Below are 25,571 nucleotides of genomic sequence, written 5' to 3' on the forward strand. Positions count from 1 at the left end.
CGTCACGGGCAACCGAAGGTCAACGGACGCCAGCGGCGCCCATGATCATGTCCCTTGAACCACGCATGCTGTTCGACGGCGCCGTCGCCGCCACGGTGGCCGATACCGCGGCCCAGGCCGATAGCCATTCCACAGCCGATGCCGCCAAGACACCGACTGCCGATCACCCGACGATCAGCAAGGACACCCACGGCCAGACCGATGCCGCGCCGGCTGTCAGCCCGGTTGCGGTGCCAGGGCAGAGCGTGGTGTTCGTCGACTCTCGGGTGAAAGATGCCGACAGCCTGCTCCGGGGCGTCGCCCCCGGGACCCAGATCGTGAAGCTGGACACGGGCAAGGATGGACTGCAACAAATTGCCGACTACCTCGATCAGCATCAGGGCATCAGCTCGGTGCAGATCATCGCCCACGGCAACGCTGGCGACCTGTGGCTGGGCGACAGCTATCTGTCGGCTGACAACGTCGCCGCTCGCAGCGCGGTGCTGGCGGAAATCGGCAAGGACATCAACGCTGGCGGTGACATCCTGATCTACGGCTGCTACACCGCCGAAGGCGAGCGTGGCCTGAGCTTTGTCGACTCGCTGGCGCAAATGACCGGCCGCGATGTAGCGGCTTCGAGCAACCGTACCGGCGTGGGCGGCGACTGGAATCTGGAAATCGCCACCGGCAACATCGAAAGCGCCAACGTGCTCTCGACCACAGCCATGAGCGACTATCAGTGGGGCCTGGCCACCTGGACCGCCACCAACAACGCCAATACGGGCGTCGGCTCGTTGCGTGCCGCCCTCGCCTCGGCGCAGAACGGCGATATCGTCACCTTCAGCAGTGGCATGACGGTGCAGTTGACCTCCGAATTGCTGATCAACAAGAACGTCACCGTTGATGGCGACTTGAACAACGACGGTGCGGCGGATGTGATTCTCGATGGTCAGTACAGGACCCGAGTGATTGAAGTGAGCTCAGGCAGTATCGTCACGCTCGATGGCCTGGTGATCACCCGTGGCCTGGTGTCGGGCAATGGCGGCAACGGTGGCTACGGTGCCACGGGCGCGATGGCCGGAGGTATTTTCAACGCCGGGATTCTGACCCTGAACAACGTTACCGTGACCTCCAACGGGGCTTCCGGTGGCGGTGGCGGCGGCGGTGTCACGGGCGCTTTTTACGGCGGCGGCGGCGGTGGCGGCGGCGGTCTGGGCGGACAGGGCGGTGGGCATGGCGGTTCGGCAGGGCCAGGCACCGGCACGTTGGGCGGCCAGGCGGGCAGCGGTGGCGTCGGTGGTTACGGCGGCGGTTATGACGCCACCCACATGGGCGGTCGTGGCGGTACCTCCACTGGCGGTGCTGGCGGGGTGGGCGTTTCCTATTACAGCAACGGCGGTAACGGTGCGACGGCCACCAATGGCACGATATCCATAGGCGGCGGCGGCGGCGGGGCCGGTTGGGACAAGGTGGGTGGCGCCGGCGGCAACGCGGTGGGCGGGATCTACAACGCCAGCAGCGGCACCATCACCGTCATCGGCACGTCGACCATCAGCAACAACATCGGCGCCGGTGGCGGCGGTGGCGGTGGCGGTGGCCAAGGCAGCAATGCTAGTAATGGCGGCATTGGCGGCCGGGGCGTCGGTGCGATCTGGAACAAAGGCACGCTGCTGATGACGGCCGCCAACTTCGCGGCCCTGGCCGGTAATGCCGCGGCCAGTGGTGCGGGTGGTACCGCGCAGGGCGGAGGTACAACCGGCACCTCGCCGACCTCCTTCGCGACCATCTACAACGACGGGGGTGTACTCAACACCGCGTATGCGCCACCACCGACCGCGACCATCGTGGTTGCTGACACCACACTGAGCATCGGCGAAACGTCCTTGGTGACGATCACTTTTTCCGAGGCCGTGACCGGTTTCACCAATGCGGACCTGACCATCGCCAACGGCACCTTGAGTGCGGTAAGCAGCGGCGATGGCGGCATCACCTGGACAGCAACGTTCACGCCGTCCGCCAGTATTTCCGATACGACCAACGTCATTACCCTGGACAACACCGGTGTGATCAACGGTCTGGGTACCGCCGGCGTCGGCACCACCAACTCCAATAACTACACGGTCGACACCGTACGCCCGACCGCGACCATCGTCGTGGCGGACAATGCGTTGAGAGTCGGCGAAACTTCGCTGGTGACCATCACCTTCAACGAAGCGGTCACCGGTCTCACCAACGCGGACCTGACGATTGCCAACGGTACGCTCACTGCGGTGAGCAGCAGCGATGGCGGCATCACCTGGACAGGGACCTTCACCCCAACCGCCAGCATCACCGATACGACCAACCTGATCACCCTGGACAACACCGGGGTCAACGATCTGGCGGGCAACGCCGGGAGCGGTACCACCGACTCGAACAACTATGCCGTCGATACCGTGCGCCCGACCGCGACCCTTGTGGTGGCCGACACCAGCCTGAGAATCGGTGAAACCTCGCTGGTGACCATTACCTTCAGCGAAGCGGTCAGCGGGTTCACCAACGCCGACCTGACGATTGCCAACGGTACGCTCACGGCGGTGAGCAGCAGCGATGGCGGCATCACCTGGACGGCGACCTTTACCCCGACCGCCAGCGTCAATGACACGACCAACCTGATCACCCTGAACAATACCGGGATCAGCGATCTGTCGGGCAACGCCGGTAGCGGCACCACCGATTCGAACAACTATGCGATTGATACGCTCCGTCCGACCGCGACCATCGTGGTGGCGGACACGGCGCTGAGAATCGGCGAAACCTCGCTGGTGACGATCACCTTCAGCGAAGCGGTGAGCGGGTTCACCAACGCTGATCTGACCATCGCCAACGGTACGCTCACGGCGGTGAGCAGCAGTGATGGCGGTATCACCTGGACGGCGACCTTCACCCCGTCCGCCAGCATCACCGACACGACCAACCTGATCACTCTGGACAATACCGGGGTCAGCGATCTGTCGGGCAACGCCGGCAGCGGCACCACCGACTCCAACAACTACGCGATCGACACCGTGCGCCCGACGGCCAGCATCGTGGTCGCGGATACGGCGCTGAGAATCGGTGAAACCTCGCTGGTGACCATCACCTTCAGCGAGGCGGTGAGCGGGTTCACCAACGCCGACCTGACCATCGCCAACGGTACGCTCACTGCGGTGAGCAGCAGCGACGGCGGCATCACCTGGACGGCGACCTTCACGCCCTCCGCGAGCATCAACGACACGACCAACCTGATCACCCTGAACAACACCGGGGTCAGCGATCTGGCGGCCAACACCGGCAGTGGCACCACCGATTCGAACAACTACGCCATCGATACTGTTCGTCCGACTGCCACGATTGTGCTGGCCGATCCAACGCTGACCGCGGGCGAAACCTCGCTGGTGACCATCACCTTCTCCGAGGCGGTGAGCGGTTTCACCAACGCCGACCTGACGATTGCCAACGGCACCTTGACCTCCGTCAGCAGCAGCGACGGTGGCATCACCTGGACGGCGACCTTCACCCCTACCGTTGGCGTGAATGACTCGAGCAATGTGATCACCCTGAACAACACCGGAGTCAGCGATCTGGCGGGCAACACCGGCAGCGGCACTACCAACTCCGGCAACTACACCATCGATACGGTGCTGCCGACGGCGACCATCGTGGTCGCCGACAATGCGTTGAAAATCGGTGAAACGTCGCTGGTGACCATTACTTTCAGCGAAGCCGTCAGTGGGTTCTCCAACGCCGACCTGACCATCGCCAACGGTACACTCACAGCGGTGAGCAGCAGCGACGGCGGCATCACCTGGACCGCGACATTCACCCCGACTGCCAGCATCACCGACACGACCAACCTGATCACGCTGGACAACACCGGTGTGCAGGCTGTCGCCAGCGGTAACGTGGGCATCGGCACGACCGACTCCAACAACTACGCCATCGACACCGTGCGCCCGACGGCAACCATTGTGGTCGCGGACACGGCACTGAGAATCGGCGAAACCTCGCTGGTCACGATCACCTTCAGCGAAGCGGTGAGTGGTTTCACCAATGCCGACCTGACCATCGCCAACGGTACGCTCACAGCGGTGAGCAGCAGCGACGGCGGCATCACCTGGACGGCAACCTTCACGCCTTCGGCGAGCATCAACGACACGACCAACCTGATCACCCTGGACAACACCGGCGTGGCTGATCTGAGGGGGAACGCCGGCAGCGGCACCACCGATTCCAACAACTACGCTATCGACACGGTCCGACCCACTGCGACCATTGTCCTGGCCGACGCCACCCTGAGTGCCGGCGAAACCTCGCTGGTGACCATTACCTTCTCCGAGGCAGTGACGGGTTTCACCAACGCTGACCTGAGCATCGCCAACGGCACCTTGACCTCGGTGAATAGCAGCGACGGTGGCATCACCTGGACCGCGACCTTCACCCCAACCGTCGGCGTGAATGACTCGAGCAACGTGATCACCCTGAACAACACCGGAGTCAGCGATCTGGCGGGCAACACCGGCAGCGGCACTACCAACTCCGGTAACTACACCATCGATACGGTGCTGCCGACGGCCACTATCGTGGTCGCCGACACTGCCTTGAGCGTCGGCGAAACCTCGCTGGTGACCATCACCTTCAGCGAGGCGGTGAGCGGTTTCAGCAACGCCGACCTGACCATCGCCAACGGCACCTTGAGCTCCGTGACCAGCGGTGATGGTGGCATCACCTGGACCGCAACCTTTACGCCGACCAATGCCATCTCCGACACCAGTAACGTCATCACCCTGGATAACAGCGGTGTGCAAAACGGCTCGGGCAACGCCGGTAGCGGCACCACCGACTCCAACAACTACGTGATCGACACCGTGCGCCCGACCGCCACCATTGTGGTCGCGGACTCGGCGCTGGCGGTGGGTCAGACATCAGTGGTGACCATCACGTTCTCCGAGGCGGTGACCGGCTTTACCACGGCCGATCTGACGGTGAGCAACGGTACTCTGAGCAATCTCAGCACCAGCGATAACATCATTTACACCGCGACATTTACTCCGACGGCTGGCATCACCGACGCCACTAACCTGATCACCCTGGACAACAGCGGTGTGGTCGACGGGGCGGGCAACGCCGGTAGCGGCACCACCGATTCGAACAACTTTTCGATCGACAGCCAGCGCCCGACCGCAACCATTGTGCTATCCGACCCGACGCTGAGCGCCGGTGAAACCTCGCTGGTAACCATCACCTTCAGCGAGGCCGTGAGCGGTTTCAGCAACGATGACCTGTCCGTTCCCAACGGCACGTTGAGTGCGGTGAGCAGTAGCGACGGCGGCATCACCTGGACGGCGACGTTCACGCCGACCGTCGCGGTCAACGACACGACCAACCTGATCACCCTGGACAACTCCGGTGTCGCGGACCTGGCAGGCAACGCCGGTGCGGGTACGACCAATTCCGCGAATTTCACCATCGACACCGTGTTGCCGACCGCCACCATCGTGGTCGCCGACACTGCCTTGAGCGTCGGCGAAACCTCGCTGGTGACCATCACCTTCAGCGAGGCCGTGAGCGGTTTCAGCAACGCCGACCTGAGCATTGCCAACGGTACCCTGAGCGCGGTGAGCAGCAGCGATGGCGGCGTCACCTGGACGGCAACCTTCACGCCGACCGCCAACATCGCTGACAGCTCCAACCTGATCACTCTGGACAACAGCGGCGTGCAGAACGCCTCCGGCAATGCGGGCAGCGGCACCACCGATTCCAACAACTATGCCATCGACACCGAGCGCCCGACGGCGACCATCGTCGTGGCCGACGACACGCTGGCCATCGGTGAAACCTCGTTGGTGACGATCACGTTCAATGAAGCGGTGACGGGGCTCACTACCGCCGACCTGATCGTGGAAAACGGCACTTTGAGCGGCTTGAGCAGCAGCGACGGTGGTATCACCTGGACAGCGACCTTCACGCCGAGCGCCAGCATCACTGACACGACGAATCTGGTGACCCTGGACAATACCGGGGTTGTTGACCTGGCGGGCAACGCCGGCAGCGGCACCACCGATTCGAACAACTTTTCGATCGACACCCAGCGCCCGACCGCGACCATTGTGCTGTCCGACCCGACGCTGAGCGCCGGTGAAACCTCGCTGGTAACCATCACCTTCTCCGAGGCAGTGAGCGGTTTCAGCAACGCTGACCTGTCCGTTCCCAACGGCACGTTGAGTGCGGTGAGCAGCAGCGACGGCGGCATCACCTGGACGGCGACGTTCACGCCGACCGTCGCGGTCAACGACACGAGCAACCTGATCACCCTGGACAACTCCGGCGTCGCGGACCTGGCAGGCAACGCCGGTGCGGGTACGACCAATTCCGCGAATTTCACCATCGATACCGTGTTGCCGACCGCCACCATCGTGGTCGCCGACACTGCCTTGAGCGTCGGCGAAACCTCGCTGGTGACCATCACCTTCAGCGAGGCCGTGAGCGGTTTCAGCAACGCCGACCTGAGCATTGCCAACGGTACCCTGAGCGCGGTGAGCAGCAGCGATGGCGGCGTCACCTGGACGGCAACCTTCACGCCGACCGCCAACATCGCTGACAGCTCCAACCTGATCACTCTGGACAACAGCGGCGTGCAGAACGCCTCCGGCAATGCGGGCAGCGGCACCACCGATTCCAACAACTACGCCATCGACACCGAGCGTCCGACCGCCACCATCGTGGTCGCTGACACGGCCCTGAGCGTCGGCGAAACCTCGCTGGTGACCATCACGTTCTCCGAGGCGGTGACGGGTTTCACCAACGCCGACCTGACCATCGATAATGGCACCTTGAGTGCGGTGAGCAGCAGCGACGGCGGGATCACCTGGACGGCCATTCTGACACCGTTGGCGGGTATCGCCGACACCAGCAACCTCATCCAGCTCGATAACAGCGGTGTTCAGGATGCGGCAGGCAATGCCGGCATCGGGGCCACGGACTCGAACAACTACGCGATCGACAGCCAACGCCCGACCGCGACCATTGTCATGGCCGACACCGACCTGCGTCCCGGCGAAACGACCCTGGTGACCATCACCTTCAGCGAAGCGGTCAGTGGTCTGGACAGTTCCGATCTGAGCGTCGCCAACGGCACTCTGAACGGGTTGAGCAGCAGCGACGGCGGCGTCACCTGGACGGCGACTTTCACGCCGACCGCCAGCATCACCGACACCACCAACCTGATCACCCTGGACAACACCGGTGTCACCGATGCAGCTGGCAACGCCGGAAGCGGGGTGACCAACTCGGCGAATTACCTGGTGCAAACCAGTGCGCCGACCGCCAGCATCGTGATCGCCGATACGGCGCTCAAGGCTGGCGAAACGACCCTGGTGACCATCACGTTCAGCGAGGCGGTGACCGGTTTCAGCAACGCTGACCTGACCATCGCCAACGGTACATTGAGCAACGTCAGCAGCAGCGATGGCGGCATTACCTGGACAGCGGCCTTTACGCCAACCTCGAACGTTACCGACGCCGGCAACCTGATCACGCTCGACAATAGCGGCGTGGTCAATGCATCGGGCAACGCGGGGACGGGCACTACCGACTCGAACAATTTTGCCATCGACACCGCGCTGCCGACCGCCTCCATCGTGGTTGCAGACACGCAACTTGGCATCGGTGAAACCACCACGGTGACCATCACCTTCAGCGAAGCGGTGAGCGGTTTCGATGTGTCGGACATCAGCGTTGCCAATGGTGTGTTGTCGAACCTGAGCAGCAGCGATGGCGGCGTGACCTGGACCGCGACCCTGACTCCGACCGCCAACATCAACGACACAACCAACCTGATCGTGCTCGACACCGGTCGCGTGCAGGACGTTGCCGGCAACTTCGGCGCAAGTATCGCCATCTCCAACAATTACGCGCTTGATGCGACCCGGCCAACGGTGAACATCGTGGTTGCCAACCCGAACCTCGGTATCGGCCAGACCACTACGGTGACCTTCACCTTCAGCGAAGCCGTCAGCCACTTCGACCTGTCCGATCTGAGCGTGACCAACGGCGACCTGAGCAATCTCGGCAGCAGCGATGGCGGCAAGACCTGGACGGCGACGTTCACGCCGACGGCCAATGTCACCGACCCAAGCAACTTCATCGCCCTGGACACCCGCAACGTCACAGATCTGGTGGGCAACACTGGCAACACGGTGGCGGTGTCGAACAATTACACCCTCGACAGCGAACTGCCGAGCGCCACCGTCGTGGTCGCCAATCCGAACCTGGGCGTGGGTCAGACTTCGCAGGTGACCATCACCTTCAACGAAGCGGTCAGTGGTTTTGATTTGTCCGACATCAGTATTGCCAACGGCACCTTGTCCGACCTGAGCAGCAGCGATGGCGGCAAGACCTGGACCGCGACCCTGACACCGACCGCCAACGTCAATATCGCCAGCAACGTGATCAGCATCGACTATGCCGGTATCAGCGACATGGCCGGCAACAGTGGCAGCGGCGTGAGCTATTCCGACAATTTTGTCATCAACACGGTGCCAACTTCCTCGGTCGTTTTCGTGTCGGCAGACCTGGATTTGCGCAGCAACCCCCCGGTGACGCTGACCGATGTGCCCAACGTGCCGCTGCAACCGACCATTTTCACGCCTCCGACGGGCAACCTCAGCTCACCATTGACCTTCCAGCCGTTGTTCGAACAACGGGTGATCGGCAACGGTATCCGGCCGTTGGGCGATATTTTCATGAACCACGGTGCATTGGCCCCGAGTTTCATCGCACAGGTTTTCAGCAGCAATGACAGCGGAGGCGATGGCTCGGGGCATGGTTTCCTCGGTTTCGGCGGCGGCGATGGCGGTGTGTTCAGCACCAGCACGCTATCGAGCCTGTTCAATCAGGACAGCAGTAGCGAACGCGATTCGTTGAACGCCTTTGGCAGTCAGTCGATCAAGTCCGGCGATGTTTCCCAGGGCCTGCGCGGGGTGTTTGGCGCACCGACCCTGGGCCAGCAATTGCAACAGCTCAAAGACAACGAGCAGCAGCAGGTCGATAACCTGGCCGCCGCTTTGAAACTGGCCGGCATCAGCGAAATGCAGGCCTGATGAAAACCTCCACTTGTGATGCGGCACCCAGGGGCGATGCAAGGATGAATAGAAGTCATAAGTTATTCGGCGCCAGCCTGCTGGCACTGGCGATCAGCGGATGCGCAGTCACCAGTGAGCCGATCGAACGCAGTGTCAGTGAGCAGCGCGCCAAAAGTGACCTGCAAAGCATGTACAAGGGGCAGGAGCCTCTTGGCGGCCCATTGACCCTGCACCAGGCCATGGCCCGTGCGGTGAAGTACAACCTCGAAGGCCGGTTGAAAATCATGGAGGAGGCCCTGGCCAAGCGTCAGCTCGACCTCGCCAGTTTCGACATGCTGCCGCGCATGGCGCTGGACGCCGGATACGTGGGCCGCAACAACGTCAACGCCTCCAGTAGCCAGAGCGTGCGGACCGGCACGCAGTCCCTGGAGCCTTCGACCTCCCAGGACCGCGACCGTGATGTAGCGGACCTGACGATGGTCTGGAACGTGCTCGATTTCGGTGTCAGTTACATCAGTGCAAAGCAGCAGGGCGACCAGCGCCTGATCGTTCAGGAGCGCCGACGCAAGGTGATCAACACCATCGTCCAGGACGTACGCTCGGCGTATTGGCGGGCGATGGCCGCCGAACGCCTGCTCACGCAGATCGACAGTCTGATGGCACGGGTGGAAACCGCGCGCAACGACAGCCAGAGCATGAGCCAGCAACGCATTGGCGATCCGGTGCAAGCCCTCGGTTATCAACGCTCGCTGATCGAAGCGACCCGCCAACTGGAAGAGCAACGCCGTGCGTTGTCACTGGCGAAGACCGAACTGGCGACCCTGATCAACCTGCCGATGGGCACGGAGCTGACCCTGGCGACCGATAACGGTTATGAGATTCCCGAACTCAAGGTCGATCTGGCCAGTCTTGAACAGGAAGCCCTGACCAGCCGACCGGAACTGCGCGAACAGGATTATCAGACCCGCATCAGCGCTGCCGAGACCCGCAAAGCCATGTTGCGCCTGCTGCCGGGCCTGGAGTTCTCCGCTGGCGGACATTACGACAGCAACTCGTTCCTGGTGGAGCAGGGCTGGGCCGATTACGGCGTCAAGGTCACCTGGAACCTGTTCAATGTGATCTCGGCGCCTGCGGCGATCGACGTGGCCAAGGCCGGTGAGGAAGTCGCCACCGCGCGCCGTCAGGCGATGTCGATTGCGGTGCTGGCGCAGTTGTATGTGGCCAATGCCAACTACCGCGAGGCCTTGCGCCAGTTCAAGACCAACCAGCAATTGTCGGACATCGACGGGCAAATCGTCGGTCAGTTGCGCAACCGCCACCAGGCGGATGGCATCGGTGAACTGGATCTGATCCAGGGCGAACTCAATACCTTGCAGGCCGATCTGCGTCGTGACCTGTCCTACGCCGACCTGCGCAACGCCTACGGGCAAATTTTCGCCAGCGCCGGCCTCGATCCGTTGCCGGATCAGGTGCAATCGACACAGGTCCAGTCCATCGCCACGGCCCTGGCCAATCGTGAAGCAGCCTGGGCGGCAGGTGATATTACGGTGCCGGTGACCCATGCCCCAGCACGTTGATGTGAAGGCCCCGACCGCCAGCATCAGCCGAGCTCAGCGGGAGCGGCGCAACGGTCATCGCGGCGCGGCGATACTGCTGACCGGCCTGCCGGCGGCGGGCAAGTCGACCCTTGCGCAAGCGCTGCATGCCGAGTTGTTTGCTCGCGGACTGCAGAGCGTGGTGCTCGATGGTGACGGGCTGCGGGTGGGGCTCAATCGAGATCTGGGCTTCAGCGACAGCGATCGTCAGGAGAACATCCGTCGCGCCAGCGAACTGGCATCGTTGCTGGTGGAGAACGGACAAATCGTGATCCTGGCGATGATCGCGCCCCTGGTGGAGTTGCGCGATGTGTTCGCCCGGCGGCTCGGTGACGATTATCGCGAAGTCTGGTGCAGTGCGACCCTGGCGGTGTGCGAGCAACGTGATCCAAAAGGTCACTATGCCCGCGCCCGACGCGGCGAATTGACCGGGTTTACCGGGGTGTCCGCACCGTATCAGGCACCGGTCGATGCGGCGCTGGTGCTCGACACCGGGATACAGTCTGTGGAGGCCTGTCTTGATCGACTGTTGACCTGGCTCGGTGAATCCGCGGTGCTGCCCCGACCTTGAACCGGTTGGTGTTCAAGGTTTCGACGACAAGTCCGCCATGCCCTTGAGCAACTCGATCGGCAGTGGAAAGACGATGGTCGAGCTCTTGTCGCCGGCAATCGAACTCAGGGTCTGCATGTAGCGCAGCTGCATGGCCCCCGGTTGGCGGCCCAGCATTTCGGCGGCTTGCATGAGTTTTTCCGAGGCCTGCAATTCGCCTTCGGCGTGGATTACCTTGGCTCGCCGTTCCCGTTCGGCTTCGGCCTGCTTGGCGATGGCGCGGATCATCGATTCGTTGAGGTCCACGTGCTTGATCTCGACGTTGGCGACCTTGATGCCCCAGGCGTCGGTCTGGGCGTCGAGCACTTGCTGGATGTCCAGATTCAAGCGTTCGCGTTCGGCCAGCAGTTCGTCCAGTTCGTGTTTACCCAGCACCGCCCGCAGCGTGGTTTGCGCCAATTGGCTGGTGGCCATCAGAAAGTCTTCGACCTGGATGATCGCCTTTTGCGGATCGAGCACGCGGAAATACAGCACTGCGTTGACCTTGACCGACACGTTGTCGCGGGTGATCACGTCTTGCGGCGGCACGTCCAGCACCACGGTGCGCAAATCGACCCTTACCATTTGCTGGACCACCGGTATCAGCAGGATCAGGCCAGGGCCCTTGACCTGCCAGAAGCGCCCGAGCTGGAACACCACGCCGCGCTCGTATTCGCGCAGGATGCGGAACGTCGCCCCTGCCAGTGCGATGATCAACAATAGCAGCGCGACAAGACCCAATTGCAAACCCATGACTATTCTCCGCCCGGCGCCGCGTCAGCCGCGGCCACTTGCAGCAGCAAACCCTTGCGCCCCACCACCCGCACCCGCTGCCCGGGTTGCAGCGGCGTCGCGCTAAGCACTTGCCATCGTTCTCCCTGCAGATGAATCCAGCCGCCATAGGCGTTACCGGTCTGCAATGACGTCACCGCCGTCACGCTGCCGAGCAGCCCGGCATCACCGCTGACGATGTCGCGCGGTCGTGTCTTCATGGCGTGAATCACCAGGTAGATCAGCAACAGCGCGCTGACCAGACCCAGGCCGATCATCAACGGCACGGGCACTTCGGTATTGGACAGGATCACCGCGCCGATCACGAACATCACGATGCCGCCCAGGCCGATCACGCCGTAATTGGGCAGGGCCGCCTCGGCGATCAGGAACGCTAGGCCGAAGGTGATCAGCCAGATCCCGATGGGGTTGGGCACCAGCAACACAACTGTGTCGGTGGCGCAGGCCGATCCGCTCAACGCCAATAGCAACGCAACTGCACAGCAACGCATGTTCACTTGACCCTCCGGGAGAGGCGTGGAGTGGCTCTGAATACAGTTTAGTTGAGCCTCGGCCGGTATGAATTTTGCTCAATTTCCGTCGGCAGCCGATGAGCGGATTTCCCACCGGAACGCGCTGACGGGCCTAGACTTTTACTACGCAAGCCAAGCTTTAATCATCGTCCGTAAGCGATCATGGCGGACACCGAGGTGCATCATGCGTATGGCAAGAACCGTGCAGCGAAGCCTGGAAAAGGCTCAATGCGAATATGACATCGTCAGCCACCCACACTCGGCCAGCAGCCTTGAAACGGCGCGGGTCGCAGGCATTCCTGCCGAACGGGTGGCCAAATCGGTGATCCTCGACGATCACCATGGGCATTACCTGATGGCCGTGCTACCCGCCAGCCGTCACCTTGACCTGAGCAAAGTCCGCAGCAGCGGTGAGTGGCAGGTTTCCCGCGAAAGCAACCTCGCGCACCTGTTCGATGATTGCGAGCGCGGTGCCGTACCGGCGCTGGGTGAGTCCTATGGGTTGGAGGTGGTCATCGATCCGCTGCTGACCCGGCAAAAAGACATCTATCTGGAGGCTGGAAACCACGTCAACCTGGTGCGCATGGACATGCCCGAGTTTCTGAAAATGGTGCCGCATGCCGAGGTGCGGGAATTGAGTCATTGAGTTTTGTTTCGTCAATGCTGACGTCATCGCGGGCAAGCTCCCTCCCACAGGAACTGCGATTAACCTGTGGGAGCGAGCTTGCTCGCGATGACCGCGCAGCGGTCCTTGAATTGGTCCCCAGGAGTTCGACATGGAAAGCCCGACCCACAACCTTCCATCCCTGTTCAAACAACTCGGCCTGCCGGACGACGCCGAAAGCATCGATAAATTCATCGCCACCCATTCACCGCTCAAACCTGAGCTGCACCTTGCGGATGCGTTTTTCTGGAGCCCGAGCCAAGCGGAACTTCTGCGGGAGGAGATTCTCGATGACGCGGATTGGGCCGAGGTGGTGGATCAACTGGATGTGATGTTGAGGAAGGGGCGGGGGGTGTAAATAACTGATAGGCGGCGGTCCGCAGAGGTTGCTCTGATCAAGGTAATTGACCAAAATTAAGACCTTATTTGAGGTCTTAATTATGCAAAGTGTTTTGGCTGATATGGCTGTCAGCGTGTCTGAACTGAAGAAAAACCCCTCTGCCGTTTTGAATGGCGCCCATGGAGGGCCCGTCGCAGTGCTCAATCACAATCGTGTCATGGGCTACATGGTCCCGGCAGATGTTTTCGAGGCCATGGTGGAGCGTCTCGACGATTTGGAGTTGGCGGAAATCGTGCGTTCTCGTCGTCATGAAACGCCAATTCCGGTAACGCTGGATGACCTATAAGCTCGAATTTCTGCCATCTGCACGCAAAGAGTGGGACAAGCTGGGGCATACGTTGTGTGAGCAATTCAAAAAGAAGTTGGCCGAACGGCTCGAAATGCCTCGAATCCCGTCTGACTCACTCCATGGCATGCCCGACTGCTACAAAATCAAATTGAAGTCATCTGGCTACCGACTCGTCTACGAGGTGATAGATGAGCGCGTTGTCGTTTCTGTCGTTGCAGTAGGAAAGCGGGAACGGAGTGAAGTGTACGAGCGTGCCAGGAAACGTTGATGGTTCTCGGCAGGTCGCTGTTACGTAATTGTTTCAAAACTTGACGGAAAATCCCCTCCAATGCGATATTGATAGTTAGCAAACTAACAGTGTGTATTTTCCCTCGTGCCGAATAACCTTGCCATTCTCCAGATGAACATCAGCAGCGCCATGGTGGTGGCCGCCAGGCATTGGCGCAAAATCTGCCAGACCACGCTGGCCAACTATGGAATCTCCGAAGCCTGCGCCGTTCCGTTGTTGATGATCGGGCGGCTGGGCGAGGGTGTGCGCCAGGTGACGGTGGCCCAGGCAGCAGGGATGGAGAGCCCGTCGCTGGTGCGCCTGCTCGATCAGTTGTGCCATGGCGGCTACGTCTGCCGCACCGAAGATGCACAGGACCGCCGCGCCAAATGCCTGAGCCTGACCGAAACCGGTCGGGAGCTGGTGCAGGCGGTCGAAGTGGAACTGGTGCGCTTGCGCCACGAAGTCCTTGAAGGCATTGACCAGAGTGATCTGGAAGCTACGCTGCGGGTACTGAGAGCATTTGAAGCGGCCACGCCGCCATCGGTGGCCAACTCTTGAGCGGATTTTTCTCTGGCATGCCCCCGGCGCGGGACTGGTTCTACGGAGTCCGCACCTTCGCCGCATCGATGATCGCGCTGTACATCGCCCTGCTCATGCAAATGCCGCGTCCGTATTGGGCGATGGCTACGGTGTACATCGTTTCCAGTCCGTTTCTCGGTCCTACCAGTTCCAAGGCGCTGTACCGGGCGGTCGGCACCTTTATCGGCGCTGCTGCGGCGGTTTTGTTCGTGCCGATGTTCGTGCAGAGCCCCTACGTGCTGGTGGTGGTGATTGCACTGTGGACCGGGACGCTGCTGTTTCTGTCCCTGCATTTGCGCACGGCCAACAACTACGCCTTGATGCTCGCCGGTTACACCTTGCCGCTGATCGCTCTGCCGGTGGTGAACAACCCGCTGGGGGTGTGGGACGTGGCCGAAGCGCGGACCGAAGAAATCTTTCTGGGCATCGCCGTGGCGGCAGTGGTCGGTGCCATGTTCTGGCCCCGGCGCCTGGCGCCGGTGTTCAATGATTCGGTGAGCAAATGGTTTACCGATGCATCGACCTACAGCCTGCGCTTCCTCAGCCGCAACGTGCAGCCTGAAGAGGTCAGCGCGTTGCGGGCATCGATGGTCGCTACCTTCAACTCCCTGGAGTTGATGATCGGCCAGTTGCCCCACGAAGGCTCGCGTCCGCAGACGGTACGCAACACCAAGGAGTTGCGCGGACGGATGATTCACCTGCTGCCAGTGATCGATGCCCTCGACGATGCGCTTTACGCCCTGGAACGGCGCACCCCCGAGCTTGTGGACAAGTTCGCGCCATTGCTGACGGCCACCACCGAGTGGCTCGAGCACAAGGATGCCGACCTCGCCCGCTGGCAGGCACTGAAGGATAAACTCGAGGCCCTGCAACCGGCTCCCGAAGCGCTGGATGACCGCAAGCAACTGCTGTTCTCCAACGCCATTTACCGTCTCGGCGAGTGGATCGATTTGTGGCAGGACTGCCGCAGCCTGCAGTACGCCATCCAGTGCGAAAGCCAGGACAACTGGCGCGCGGTGTATCGGCATTGGCGGCTGGGGCGGCTGTCCCCGTTTCTGGATCGCGGCCTGATGTTTTATTCCGCTGCTTCCACCGTCACCGCGATAATCGTCGCTTCGGTGCTGTGGATTCTGCTCGGCTGGACCGATGGCGGCAGCGCAGTGATCCTGGCGGCGGTGGCGTGTAGTTTCTTTGCCTCGATGGACGACCCCGCGCCGCAGATTTACCGGTTCTTTTTCTGGACGGCGATGTCGGTGGTGTTCGCCAGCCTTTATCTGTTTCTGGTGCTGCCCAACCTGCATGACTTTCCGATGCTGGTACTGGCGTTTGCCGTGCCGTTCATTTGTGTCGGCACCCTGACGGTCAAGCCGCAGTTTTACCTGGGCATGCTGCTGACCCTGGTCAACACCTCATCCTTCATCAGCATTCAGGGCGCTTACGACGCGGACTTCCTCAGTTTCGCCAACTCCAACCTGGCCGGCCCCATGGGGTTGCTGTTCGCGTTCATCTGGACCCTGATCGCCCGGCCGTTCGGTGCCGAACTGGCAGCCAAGCGCCTGACCCGTTTCAGCTGGCGTGACATTGTCGGCCTCTCCGAGCCGGCCACGTTGTCTGAGCATCGGCTTCTGGGCATACGGATGCTCGATCGGCTGATGCAGCACCTGCCGCGCCTGGCCATGACCGGCCAGGACTCCGGCGTGGCGCTGCGGGAAGTGCGGGTGGCGCTGAATCTGTTGGACCTGCTCGCTTATACGCCGCGGGTCCTTGGTGTGCCGCAGGTGCTGCTGCGCCAGGTGGTGGCCGAGGTTGGCGAGTACTTCAAGGCCTGTCTCAAGGCCGGTGAGCGCTTGCAGGCACCGAGCCCGTTGCTGATGACCCTCGACCGCACGCGTCGCGCCCTCAGCGGTGCCGGCGATGATGAAACCCGTCGGCATCTGCTGCACGCCCTGAGCGGCCTGCGCCTGGCACTGTTGCCCGGCATCGAATTCGTCGGTTCCGCCGAGCCCGAAGAACCGCTTCCCCATGGCATTGATGGAGCGCCCTTATGATCGGTGACCTGGATCTGAGCGGGGTATTCCTGCCCACGCTGCTGGTGCTGATGGGCATTACGTATGTGTTGTACCTGTTGGTGCACGGGGTGCTGACGCGCCTGCACTTTTACCGTCTGGTCTGGCACCGGGCATTGTTCAACGTGGCCCTCTACGCCTTGCTGCTTGGCGCCGTGGACTCACTCAGTCGATACCTGATGACATGAAAAAACCGTTTCTAACCCTGGGTCGCGTGGTGTTGACCCTGCTGATCGTGAGCTTCGCCGTGGTCGTGGTCTGGCGCATGGTGATGTATTACATGTTCGCGCCCTGGACCCGCGACGGGCACATTCGCGCCGACATCGTGCAAATCGCGCCGGATGTCTCCGGGCTGATCCAGCAAGTGGAGGTGCGCGACAACCAGTTGGTCAAGCGCGGCCAGGTGCTGTTCAGCATCGATCCGGACCGCTTCAAGCTGGCCCTGCGCCAGGCGAAAGCGGCAGTCGCCGACCGTGAAGAAACCCTGGCCCAGGCCCAGCGCGAGGCCAAGCGGAACAAGGGTCTTGGCAACCTGGTGCCGGGTGAGCAACTGGAAGAAAGCCAATCGAAAGTGGCTCGCGCCCAAGTGGCCTTGATGGAAGCCCAGGTGGCGGTGGACAGCGCACAACTCAACCTCGACCGCTCGGTGATCCGCAGCCCGGTGGACGGCTACGTCAACGACCGTGCGCCACGGACCCAGGAATTCGTCAGCGCCGGGCGGCCCGTGTTGTCGGTGGTCGACAGCAACTCGTTCCACATCGACGGCTATTTCGAAGAAACCAAACTGAACGGCATCCATATCGGCCAGAGCGTCGACATCCGGGTGATCGGCGACAATGCGCGCCTGCGCGGGCATGTGGAGAGCATCGTCGCCGGTATCGAAGACCGCGACCGCACCAGTGGCAATAACCTGCTGCCCAACGTCAACCCGGCCTTCAGCTGGGTGCGGCTGGCCCAGCGGATTCCGGTGCGGATCGCCTTCGATGACGTGCCGGATGATTTCCGCATGATCGCCGGGCGCACCGCCACGGTATCGATCATCGACGATCAGCAACGGGAGCCGGCGCAATGAGCAAGGCCTCGGGTTTGGCGGTCGCCGGATTAGGTTTGCTGCTGTCGGCGTGTCAGATGGTCGGGCCGGATTATCATCTGCCCGAAGAGGCGGCTGTCCATCGTCCAGACTTCCAGGGCGATCTGGCGGTCGACGGTAAAACGGTGGTGTCCGCGCCGGTGCCGGCCGATTGGTGGCGCCTGTACAAGGACCCGCGACTCGACCGGTTGGTACAGCAGGCCATGGCCTCCAACACCGATTTGCGCGTGGCGGCGGCCAGCCTGTCGCGGTCTCGCGCGCAGATTGATGAGGCCGAAGCGGCGGGCGGCTGGAGCGGCGGCGTGCAGATGGGCGCCCAGCGCTTGCAGGAGTCTGGTCAAGCGTTCTTGATACCGGAAAAAGTGCCGGTGGCCAACATCGGCGATATCGGCATCAGCGCGTCGTACCAGTTCGACCTGTTCGGCACCTTGCAACGCGGTATCGAAGCGGCCAAGGCCAATGCCGATGCGACACAGGCAGCTGCCGATACTGCACGCATCACCGTGGTGGCCGACGTGGTTCGCGCCTACACCCAGGTGTGTGCAGCCAATGAAGAGCGGGAAATCGCCCAGCATTCCCTCGACCTGCAAGCCCAGAGCACCACGCTGATCCAGCGCTTGCGCGATGCCGGGCGTGGCGACGAAACCCAGGTCACCCGCTCGCAGACCCAATTCAAATCCCTGCGCGCCGACATGCCGCGCTATGAAGCGTCGCGCCAGGCCGGGCTGTACCGCTTGTCGATGTTGCTGGCCAAGCCGGTGGACCAACTGCCGGCCGGCACCGCCACCTGCGACGAGCTGCCAAAAATCGCGCAACTGGTACCGGTGGGCGATGGCGCTGCGTTGCTCAAGCGTCGTCCCGATGTGCGGCAGGCCGAGCGGCGACTGGCGGCCGCGACGGCCGGTATCGGCGTCGCCACGGGCGAGCTGTATCCGAACATCAGCATCGGCGCGACCATCGGTACCGTCGGTATCCTGGACGATCTCGGCGACCCGTCTACCAATCGCTGGGGCTTCGGTCCGTCGCTGACCTGGAACGTGCCGACCAACGGCGCCCGGGCGCGCATCCGCGAAGCCGAAGCGGTGACCCAGGCGACACTGGCGCATTTCGACGGGGTGGTGCTCAATGCCATTCGCGAGACCCAGACCGGTCTTGCCCAGTACACGGCATTGCTGCAACGCCGCGATGCACTGGCCGATGCCGAGCAATCGGCAAAACTGGCGGCCGACCAGACCCACCGCTTCTTCCAGGCCGGCCGCGCCTCGTTCCTGGCCGACCTGCAAGCCACCCGCACCTACATCGACGTCACGGCGCAGCTGGCGGCCGCTAACACCCAGGTTGCCGCCAGCCAGATCGATTTGTTCCTCGCCTTGGGCGGTGGTTGGGAAAGCGGACGAACGCAAGCGTCGAACTCCGGCAAACCCTGAGGCCGTTGCTATGCTTTGAAGTGTTGGAGGGGCGCCCGGTGCAAAAGCGCCCTTTCTTCGCACAAGGCTCGCGCAGGTCAGGGGGAAACCAATAATGAAAAACCCTTATGCTCTCGGCTTCTGGTGCGCCATCGTGGCGTTGGTGCTGCTGTCGGCCACCTATTTCTACGGCATCATGCTGGCCCACCAGATCGACAAGGCTATGGCGTTCCTCGACAGTGCCGCCGCGCTGATTGCCGTGATGTCCATTGCGGTGGTGGCCTGGGCCTCGGTCCAGAATCAACGCATCAAAAAAAGACAACTCGAACAGGGCAAGACCCTGGTCCTGATCTGGGACACCAAGGTGGCGTTGCGTCGTGTCGAAACGGTGTTCGACCGCTATTTCTGGGGCAGTTACTGGCAACCGGGGCGCACCTTTCAGGAAGTCATGGGCGAATTGACCGGCACGCCGCTGGAAAAAAGCCTCGAGAGCCTGAAAAAACAGTGCCTGGCGCTGGACCGGCAGGTGGCTGACGACGGTCGGCACTGGCTCAGCAATGCCCGCGAACTGGCCGATGTCGCCACGGCTATGGCCCGCGAACGCTATCAACTGGACGTCTGCGACCCGCGCGCGGAAGTGACGGGCGGGGCGGTGATCAACCGTGACTTCGAAGTGCTGGTGTACACCTGGACTGCGCGGCTCAAAAGCTTTGATCATCAGCTGGATGAGATTGAAGTCCAGTATTCCTGATTTTGTGGTGGCTGTTATGCCGCCATCGCGGGCAAGCCCGCTCCCACAGGTATAGCGTGATCCCTGTGGGAGCGAGCTTGCTCCGGGCGGCGTTCCGACGATAGCGATCGAATGGATTGCGAAGATCTCGAATCCTGCGCCCCCCCAAGACACTCTTTCACCTTTAATCATTGGGCCGTTCGTCGCCCCTGGTGCTAATCTGCTTTCCACTTTCAGCACAGTCGAGCCGCAACCCGTCATGGGTTCAGGGAAGACGACCTCACTTTCAACAACGGACACTGAACGGGTCATACATGAATAAATCAGCAGGCGTGCTACTGGGAATTGTTGTCGCAATCGGTGCCATCAGCGCAGGTGGGGCCTGGTTCACCAGCACCAGGATCGAAGGTGTGCTGAACACCTCGATAGCCGATGCCAACAAGGAACTGCAGGCGGCGATGGTTGGTTCCAACGGCACGGCGTCGCTGGAGCTGGTGTCGCTGGAGCGTCATGTGTTCAGCAGCACCGCGCACTATCGCCTCAAGGGCGAAGGCGAAATGTTCGGCGAAGCGCCGGTCGAGTTGCTGTTTGTCGATCACATCGAACACGGCCCGTTGCCATTCTCGCGCCTGATGTCGCTCAAGTGGCTGCCGGTCCTGGCGACCAGTCACTACGAGCTGGAAAAGACCCCGTTCACCGAGAAGTGGTTTGCCGCCGCCAAGGACAAGTCCCCGCTGACCGGCGTGGTCAATATCGGCTATGACAACGCTACCAATGGCACCTTCGAGTTGCAGCCGCTGGAAATGGCACTGGATGACAAGTCGAGCATGAAGTTCTCCGGCTTGAAAATGGACGTCGACGCCAGCGCCAAGGCGCAGAAGGTCAAGGCCAACGGCTACATGGACAGCCTGAAGGTGACCACCGTGTCCGAAGACCAGACGCCGGTGCAGGTTGAATTCAATGGCCTGACCCTGGCCAGCAACCTGACAAAAAGTACCTACGGTTTCTACACCGGCGAAAACGTCGTTGAACTGGCCAGCGGCAAATCGACTTTTGGCGTCAAGCAGTCGGTGCTGGACTTCAAGAAATTCGAAATGAAGAACCTGACTGAAGAAAAGGGCAGCAACGCCTCAGGGCGTGCCGATTACAAGGTTGGCGAAGTGTCCCTGAACGGCAAGACCATTGGTTCCGGTTCGCTGGCCATGAGCCTGAAGAACCTCGACATTCCGGCGACCCTGTCGTTGATGCAGATTTACCAGAGCAAACTGCAGCCGTATGAAAGGGCGGTGGCCGAAGCAACGGCGGCCGGTCTGCCGGCACCGGAGCTGAAACTGACCGAAGCCGAAGAGGCGCTGCTCAAGTCCAGCCTGGAAAAACTGCTGGCGGCCGGACCACAAGTGGCCCTGGAAAACCTGTCGTTCAACACCGCCAATGGTGAGAGCCGCGCCAACATGGTGCTCGATCTGACCAAGCCACAAGCTATCGATCTGCCGACCGATCAGTTGGTCAGACAGCTGATCGCGCTGCTGGACTTCAAGCTGCAAGTGTCCAAACCCATGCTGATCGATGTGCTCACCGTGCAATCGCAAATCGACGGTCAGACCGACGCCAAGCTGATTGCCGATCAGGCCACCGCCACCGCGGACATGTTCAGCAGCATGGCGGTCGGCAGCCAATTGGCAAAACTGGACGGCAATAACATCGTCACCAACTTGCGTTACGCCAACAATCAGGTGGACTTCAACGGCCAGAAAATGACCGTCGAAGAGTTTGCCGGTTTTGTGATGAGCAAGTTTGCGGATGCTGGCGCCACCGAATAACGGCGGCCGTTTACCCCGCAACGCCCGGCCTCTGCATCGCGCAGGCGCCGGGCGTTTTGCTGTCTGGCATCTCTAGGGAACGTCACGGATCAGGCGCCATGCCTCTTCCCATGGCAGCGGTTGTTTCATCCGCTCGGCGAGCATCGCCATTGCCCGGTCCATCTCGCAGGCTACCGCCGCCGACACCACGCCGTTTTTTCCGAACAGGCCTATGAACGGCGGGTTGTAAGGGTCGCCCTTGAACTCGACTTCGTCCCAGGCCTCGGAGTGGCCGAGGTAGTCATAGGTTTTACCGAAATGCCAGGTCCAGAAAAACGGCACGTCGAGGTAATGCTCGTCACCGCCCAGCATATTGACCGCGGCGATCCGCGCCTGTTGTTGGGCCAGTCGCCAGTGTTCGATGCGCAGGTATTGGTCGTTCAGCGGGAACGTTGCGATATCGCCAGCCGCCCAGAGGCCGTCGGCCACGCGCATTGCGCCATCGACATGCAGCGAGTGATCCTGCTCCTTCGGTAACCCGGTAAAGGCCGCAGTGGCTGGCGTCACGCCGATGCCGACCAGCACCAGATCGGCCGCCAAGCGTTGGTCGTTGTCCAGGCGCACGGCTTCGACCTTGTCCGTCCCTTCGATCTGTACCGCATTGCCATGAGTATGAAACACGACGCCATGGGCTTCATGTCGTGCGCGAATGGCCTTGCCGACCGTGTCGCCGAACTGTTTGGCAAGCGGCACCTCGTGGCGGGCCAGTACGGTCACGTGCAGGCCAAGCTGGCGCAGGGACGAGGCGGATTCCATGGCAATGAAGCTGTCGCCGATGATCACCACCCGCTGGCCGGCGCTGGCGCTGTCCAGAATCTGCTGCGCATGGGCTTTGGAGCGCAGGAGGAACACTTGCGGCAGGTCGGCGCCGGGCAGCGTCAGCGGGTTGGGTACGCCGCCGGTGGCCAGCAGCGCGGCGTCGTATGTCAGTGATTGGCCGTCAGTCAGCCGCAGCGTCCGGTTTGGCGCGTCCAGGCTTGCCACTTCGCCTCGCAGGCGTTCGATCCGCTGCTCGCGGTAAAAATCCTCGTCGCGCAGCGGCGGGACTTCGTTCAGCGGCATCTCCCCGGCGATCACGTATTTGCTTAGCGCCGTGCGGTCGTATCCGGCATCGGCTTCGCGGTCGATCAACAGTAACCGGCCGCCGAAACCTTTCTCGCGTAAACATGCTGCCGCCGCCGTGCCTGCCGCGCCGGCGCCGACAATGATGAAGGTTCGTGGATCGTCGGCCGGTGGCGCGTGGGCGTCCGGCATCGGCTGGTCGCCGACCCAGATGTCGCCGTCACGGACTTCAAGGGGATAGCGCTTGAGGCTGTCCAGGGCTGGGGGTTCGCACAGCCCGCCATCCTCGACCCGAAACTGCGCCTTGTGCCATGGACACGTCAGGCGCCCGTGGCATATCGCGCCGTCCGCCAGCGGGGCTCCGGCATGCGGGCATTCGGCCTGATAAGCGCGCAGTTGTTCGCCGGCCCGCAACAGCAGAATCTTGCTGTCCTGGACCTGCACTTCCAGACCCCGGTCTTCGGGCACATTGGCGACACGCGCAACGCGATGCAGAGTCATGATTGCTCTCCAGACAGACGTTTCACTTATGAGTCTGGTACTTATCGCGAGGTTCAGCCAATTGCCCCTGCCACGGCGTGAACGGTCCGGCTATAGTTTGCACGCCGACGACGGCCCAACACGTACAAGGTGCTCCGGTATGCCCCGATCGACCTCAATGAACCCTTGGCTTGCGGCCTTGGCAGTCGCCCTTTGCGTGCAGTTCCCGGCGCAGGCCCAGGAACGTTTCACCCTAAACATTCCTGGAGTCTCCGATGACCGCCTGTTCACGTCGGCCGCCGCCAGCGACTCCGCGGGCTGTGGCGGACATAACATTTCCCCGGCATTGAACTGGAACGCCGGCCCGGCAGCCACCCAAAGCTACGCCATCGTCATGCACGACCCTGACGGCCAGCAGGGCCAGGGCATCGATCAGTGGGTGCATTACGGCATCAAGTCCGGCACCCACCAGATCCCGGCCGGCGCCGGGAGCAAACCCGGCCTCGAGGGCATCGCCGGTACCAACAGCAAGGCAACCACCGGCTATGTCGGCCCTTGCCCGCCCGTTGGCGACAGCGCGCACCACTACATCATCCAGATCTACGCCCTGGACCTGCCCCCGGACGCCTTGCCCGCCGGCCTGACCCGTGCGCAGTTGCTGGAAAAAATCAAAGGCCACGTTCTGAAAAACAGCAGCGTGGTGCGACGCTATCACCGCTAAAGGCTGATCGCCCCAGCGGATTTGCAGAAAACTGAAGTGCGCGGCATTCCGGGGATTTGGCATCCACCCCCGAAAGCGCGCACTATCAGGCTATAGCCGATGCGTTGGAGGATGCCGTGGCAAAAAAAATCGACCGCATCGCCCAAATGCTCAACTGCCCGCAAAAGGGTGAAGAACTGCGGCGAGCGATTACCGAGAGTCGCAAGGATTTTCTGCTGAATCAGCCGGAAGAGGATGTTGTTGAAGACGACGACCTTGAAGAGGAGTTTTTCGAGGACGACGAGGACGATGATGAGTACGACGAATTCGACTGGACTACAGAATGAAAAAAACCGCTTCGGCGGTTTTTTTGTGGGCCAGGACAGCACCGGTCGGAGACTCGTTGACCCCCATGCTGAAAATGGCACACTATCAGGTACTTTTTTACGTGCCTTTGGAGCCGCCATGGAGCAGCTACTTGCAAGTCGTTCGGTCAGCATCACCGAGCTCAAGCGCAGCCCGAGTACTGTAATCGAGCAAGCCGGTTCCGAGCCTGTTGCCGTGCTCAACCACAACCGTCCAGCCGCCTATCTTTTACCGCACGCGGCCTATCAACAGCTGCTGGATCGGCTGCACGCTGCCGAACTTCGTGAAGCCATTGCGGCGAGCCGCAACGATCCGCGTCCGGCCGTCGCTGCCGATACAATGTTTGCCGAGCTTGATGCGCTGATTGATGAGGTAGAAGCAGAGCAACACCGTCCATGAGGCAAGTGCTTTTCTCTGCATTGGCACGGGACGATCTGCTGCAAGTCGCTCGTTTTATCGCCCGGGACAATCCTGAACGGGCCCGGACGTTTGTGGGCGAGCTACGCATGCAGTGCGCGCGATTAATCGAACAACCGAATCTGGGTGTTTCAAGAGACGATTGCGCCAAGGGATTGCGAATGCTTCCCCATGGCCGATATCTGATCTTCTACTGTTTGGCGGACGACGAGATCAAGGTCGAACGCGTGCTGCATAGCGCGAGAGACATTGGCCGGCTGTTTGAAAAAAACAGCATTGATCATTAGGCGCGAAGCTTGCAATCACCCACAAAAAAGCCCCAGACCCATAAGGCCCGAGGCTTTCTTGTAACAGCGGTATGGTGCACCAGGCGGGATTCGAACCCACGACCCCTGCCTTCGGAGGGCAGTACTCTATCCAGCTGAGCTACTGGTGCAGCGGGCGCCATGATACTCATATGCGCTGCGGGCGTCCATGCTGCTGAATCGCCTGCGTTTTTTTAAAGCTGTAACGCGCGGTTGCTACGTTGATCAGAAAAAATGGGCAAAAGCGTCGTTTTCGTTCTTTTTTTCGAACAGCCTATTGTCCTTTACCCCCTTTGATCCTAGGATTCGTTTGAGATTT

Annotated in this window: 21 protein-coding genes and 1 tRNA gene; 18 read left to right on the forward strand and 4 right to left on the reverse strand. The window is 61.5% G+C overall.

Annotated elements, in window-relative coordinates; genetic code table 11:
* Positions 1-41: 41 nt before the first annotated feature.
* The 3 genes from PSJE_RS20340 to cysC are packed head-to-tail and all read left to right on the forward strand — an operon-like array spanning position 42 to position 11,246.
* The gene (locus PSJE_RS20340; RefSeq protein WP_408003795.1) at positions 42-9,098 is read left to right on the forward strand and encodes an Ig-like domain-containing protein; all 9,057 of its coding nucleotides are present in this window, start codon (positions 42-44) and stop codon (positions 9,096-9,098) included.
* Positions 9,099-9,142: 44 nt separating this feature from the next.
* Complete coding sequence (locus PSJE_RS20345) at positions 9,143-10,657, forward strand: TolC family protein (RefSeq protein WP_057712533.1); 1,515 nt, start codon at positions 9,143-9,145, stop codon at positions 10,655-10,657.
* Entirely contained in the window at positions 10,641-11,246 is a 606-nt protein-coding gene (cysC, locus tag PSJE_RS20350; RefSeq protein WP_057712532.1) for an adenylyl-sulfate kinase, read from the forward strand. Before PSJE_RS20345 ends, cysC begins: the two co-directional genes overlap by 17 nt.
* Positions 11,247-11,258: 12 nt before the next feature.
* On the opposite strand, the gene PSJE_RS20355 is transcribed toward cysC, so the two are convergent.
* Together PSJE_RS20355 and PSJE_RS20360 are read right to left on the reverse strand one after the other, a co-directional pair.
* Entirely contained in the window at positions 11,259-12,017 is a 759-nt protein-coding gene (locus tag PSJE_RS20355; protein WP_057399130.1) for a slipin family protein, read from the reverse strand.
* A 2-nt stretch (positions 12,018-12,019) separates the two neighbouring features.
* Complete coding sequence (locus tag PSJE_RS20360) at positions 12,020-12,553, reverse strand: NfeD family protein (RefSeq protein WP_057712531.1); 534 nt, start codon at positions 12,551-12,553, stop codon at positions 12,020-12,022.
* 199 nt (positions 12,554-12,752) lie between these two features.
* Here PSJE_RS20360 and PSJE_RS20365 point away from each other — a divergent pair, with 199 nt between their 5' ends.
* From PSJE_RS20365 to PSJE_RS20415, 11 genes are all read left to right on the forward strand, one after another.
* Positions 12,753-13,214, forward strand: coding sequence for an aminoacyl-tRNA deacylase (locus PSJE_RS20365; protein WP_007975646.1), 462 nt, complete (start codon positions 12,753-12,755; stop codon positions 13,212-13,214).
* A gap of 130 nt (positions 13,215-13,344) precedes the next feature.
* Positions 13,345-13,590 carry a DUF2789 domain-containing protein gene (locus tag PSJE_RS20370; protein WP_015092958.1) on the forward strand — a complete coding sequence of 82 codons (246 nt, stop codon included), beginning with the start codon at positions 13,345-13,347 and terminating at the stop codon, positions 13,588-13,590.
* 82 nt (positions 13,591-13,672) lie between these two features.
* Positions 13,673-13,918 carry a type II toxin-antitoxin system Phd/YefM family antitoxin gene (locus PSJE_RS20375; protein ID WP_079246689.1) on the forward strand — a complete coding sequence of 82 codons (246 nt, stop codon included), beginning with the start codon at positions 13,673-13,675 and terminating at the stop codon, positions 13,916-13,918.
* On the forward strand, positions 13,908-14,189 hold the full coding sequence (locus PSJE_RS20380; protein WP_090452408.1) for a type II toxin-antitoxin system RelE family toxin: 282 nt from the start codon (positions 13,908-13,910) through the stop codon (positions 14,187-14,189). The genes PSJE_RS20375 and PSJE_RS20380 overlap by 11 nt, the downstream gene beginning before the upstream one ends.
* 132 nt (positions 14,190-14,321) lie before the next feature.
* Positions 14,322-14,750, forward strand: coding sequence for a MarR family winged helix-turn-helix transcriptional regulator (locus PSJE_RS20385; RefSeq protein ID WP_046040691.1), 429 nt, complete (start codon positions 14,322-14,324; stop codon positions 14,748-14,750).
* Entirely contained in the window at positions 14,747-16,819 is a 2,073-nt protein-coding gene (locus PSJE_RS20390; protein WP_090452410.1) for an FUSC family protein, read from the forward strand. Before PSJE_RS20385 ends, PSJE_RS20390 begins: the two co-directional genes overlap by 4 nt.
* The gene (locus PSJE_RS20395) at positions 16,816-17,025 is read left to right on the forward strand and encodes a DUF1656 domain-containing protein (RefSeq protein ID WP_007987399.1); all 210 of its coding nucleotides are present in this window, start codon (positions 16,816-16,818) and stop codon (positions 17,023-17,025) included. The genes PSJE_RS20390 and PSJE_RS20395 overlap by 4 nt, the downstream gene beginning before the upstream one ends.
* On the forward strand, positions 17,022-17,909 hold the full coding sequence (locus PSJE_RS20400) for an efflux RND transporter periplasmic adaptor subunit (RefSeq protein WP_090452412.1): 888 nt from the start codon (positions 17,022-17,024) through the stop codon (positions 17,907-17,909). The genes PSJE_RS20395 and PSJE_RS20400 overlap by 4 nt, the downstream gene beginning before the upstream one ends.
* A complete protein-coding gene (locus tag PSJE_RS20405; RefSeq protein ID WP_090452414.1) occupies positions 17,906-19,354 on the forward strand; it encodes an efflux transporter outer membrane subunit in 1,449 nt (482 codons plus the stop codon). The genes PSJE_RS20400 and PSJE_RS20405 overlap by 4 nt, the downstream gene beginning before the upstream one ends.
* Before the next feature lie 94 nt (positions 19,355-19,448).
* On the forward strand, positions 19,449-20,084 hold the full coding sequence (locus tag PSJE_RS20410; protein ID WP_057712526.1) for a hypothetical protein: 636 nt from the start codon (positions 19,449-19,451) through the stop codon (positions 20,082-20,084).
* A 293-nt stretch (positions 20,085-20,377) separates the two neighbouring features.
* Entirely contained in the window at positions 20,378-21,883 is a 1,506-nt protein-coding gene (locus tag PSJE_RS20415; protein WP_090452416.1) for a YdgA family protein, read from the forward strand.
* 72 nt (positions 21,884-21,955) lie between these two features.
* Here PSJE_RS20415 and PSJE_RS20420 read toward each other — a convergent pair whose 3' ends face one another.
* Positions 21,956-23,485, reverse strand: coding sequence for an FAD-dependent oxidoreductase (locus tag PSJE_RS20420; protein WP_090452418.1), 1,530 nt, complete (start codon positions 23,483-23,485; stop codon positions 21,956-21,958).
* Between the two features lie 139 nt (positions 23,486-23,624).
* On the opposite strand from PSJE_RS20420, the gene PSJE_RS20425 reads away from it, so the two are divergent.
* From PSJE_RS20425 to PSJE_RS20440, 4 genes are read left to right on the forward strand one after another with little or no spacing between them, the layout of a single operon-like run.
* Complete coding sequence (locus PSJE_RS20425; protein ID WP_090452420.1) at positions 23,625-24,185, forward strand: YbhB/YbcL family Raf kinase inhibitor-like protein; 561 nt, start codon at positions 23,625-23,627, stop codon at positions 24,183-24,185.
* A 56-nt stretch (positions 24,186-24,241) separates the two neighbouring features.
* Entirely contained in the window at positions 24,242-24,511 is a 270-nt protein-coding gene (locus PSJE_RS31320; RefSeq protein WP_223444253.1) for a hypothetical protein, read from the forward strand.
* On the forward strand, positions 24,477-24,929 hold the full coding sequence (locus PSJE_RS20435) for a type II toxin-antitoxin system Phd/YefM family antitoxin (RefSeq protein WP_224795442.1): 453 nt from the start codon (positions 24,477-24,479) through the stop codon (positions 24,927-24,929). The genes PSJE_RS31320 and PSJE_RS20435 overlap by 35 nt, the downstream gene beginning before the upstream one ends.
* Positions 24,926-25,234, forward strand: a complete 309-nt coding sequence (locus PSJE_RS20440) for a type II toxin-antitoxin system RelE/ParE family toxin (RefSeq protein WP_090452424.1) — start codon at positions 24,926-24,928, stop codon at positions 25,232-25,234. Before PSJE_RS20435 ends, PSJE_RS20440 begins: the two co-directional genes overlap by 4 nt.
* Before the next feature lie 72 nt (positions 25,235-25,306).
* Here PSJE_RS20440 and PSJE_RS20445 read toward each other — a convergent pair.
* Positions 25,307-25,383, reverse strand: a tRNA-Arg gene (locus PSJE_RS20445).
* Positions 25,384-25,571: the final 188 nt, after the last annotated feature.

Origin of the sequence: Pseudomonas jessenii (assembly GCF_002236115.1) — a bacterium.
GTDB classification, from domain to species: domain Bacteria; phylum Pseudomonadota; class Gammaproteobacteria; order Pseudomonadales; family Pseudomonadaceae; genus Aquipseudomonas; species Aquipseudomonas jessenii.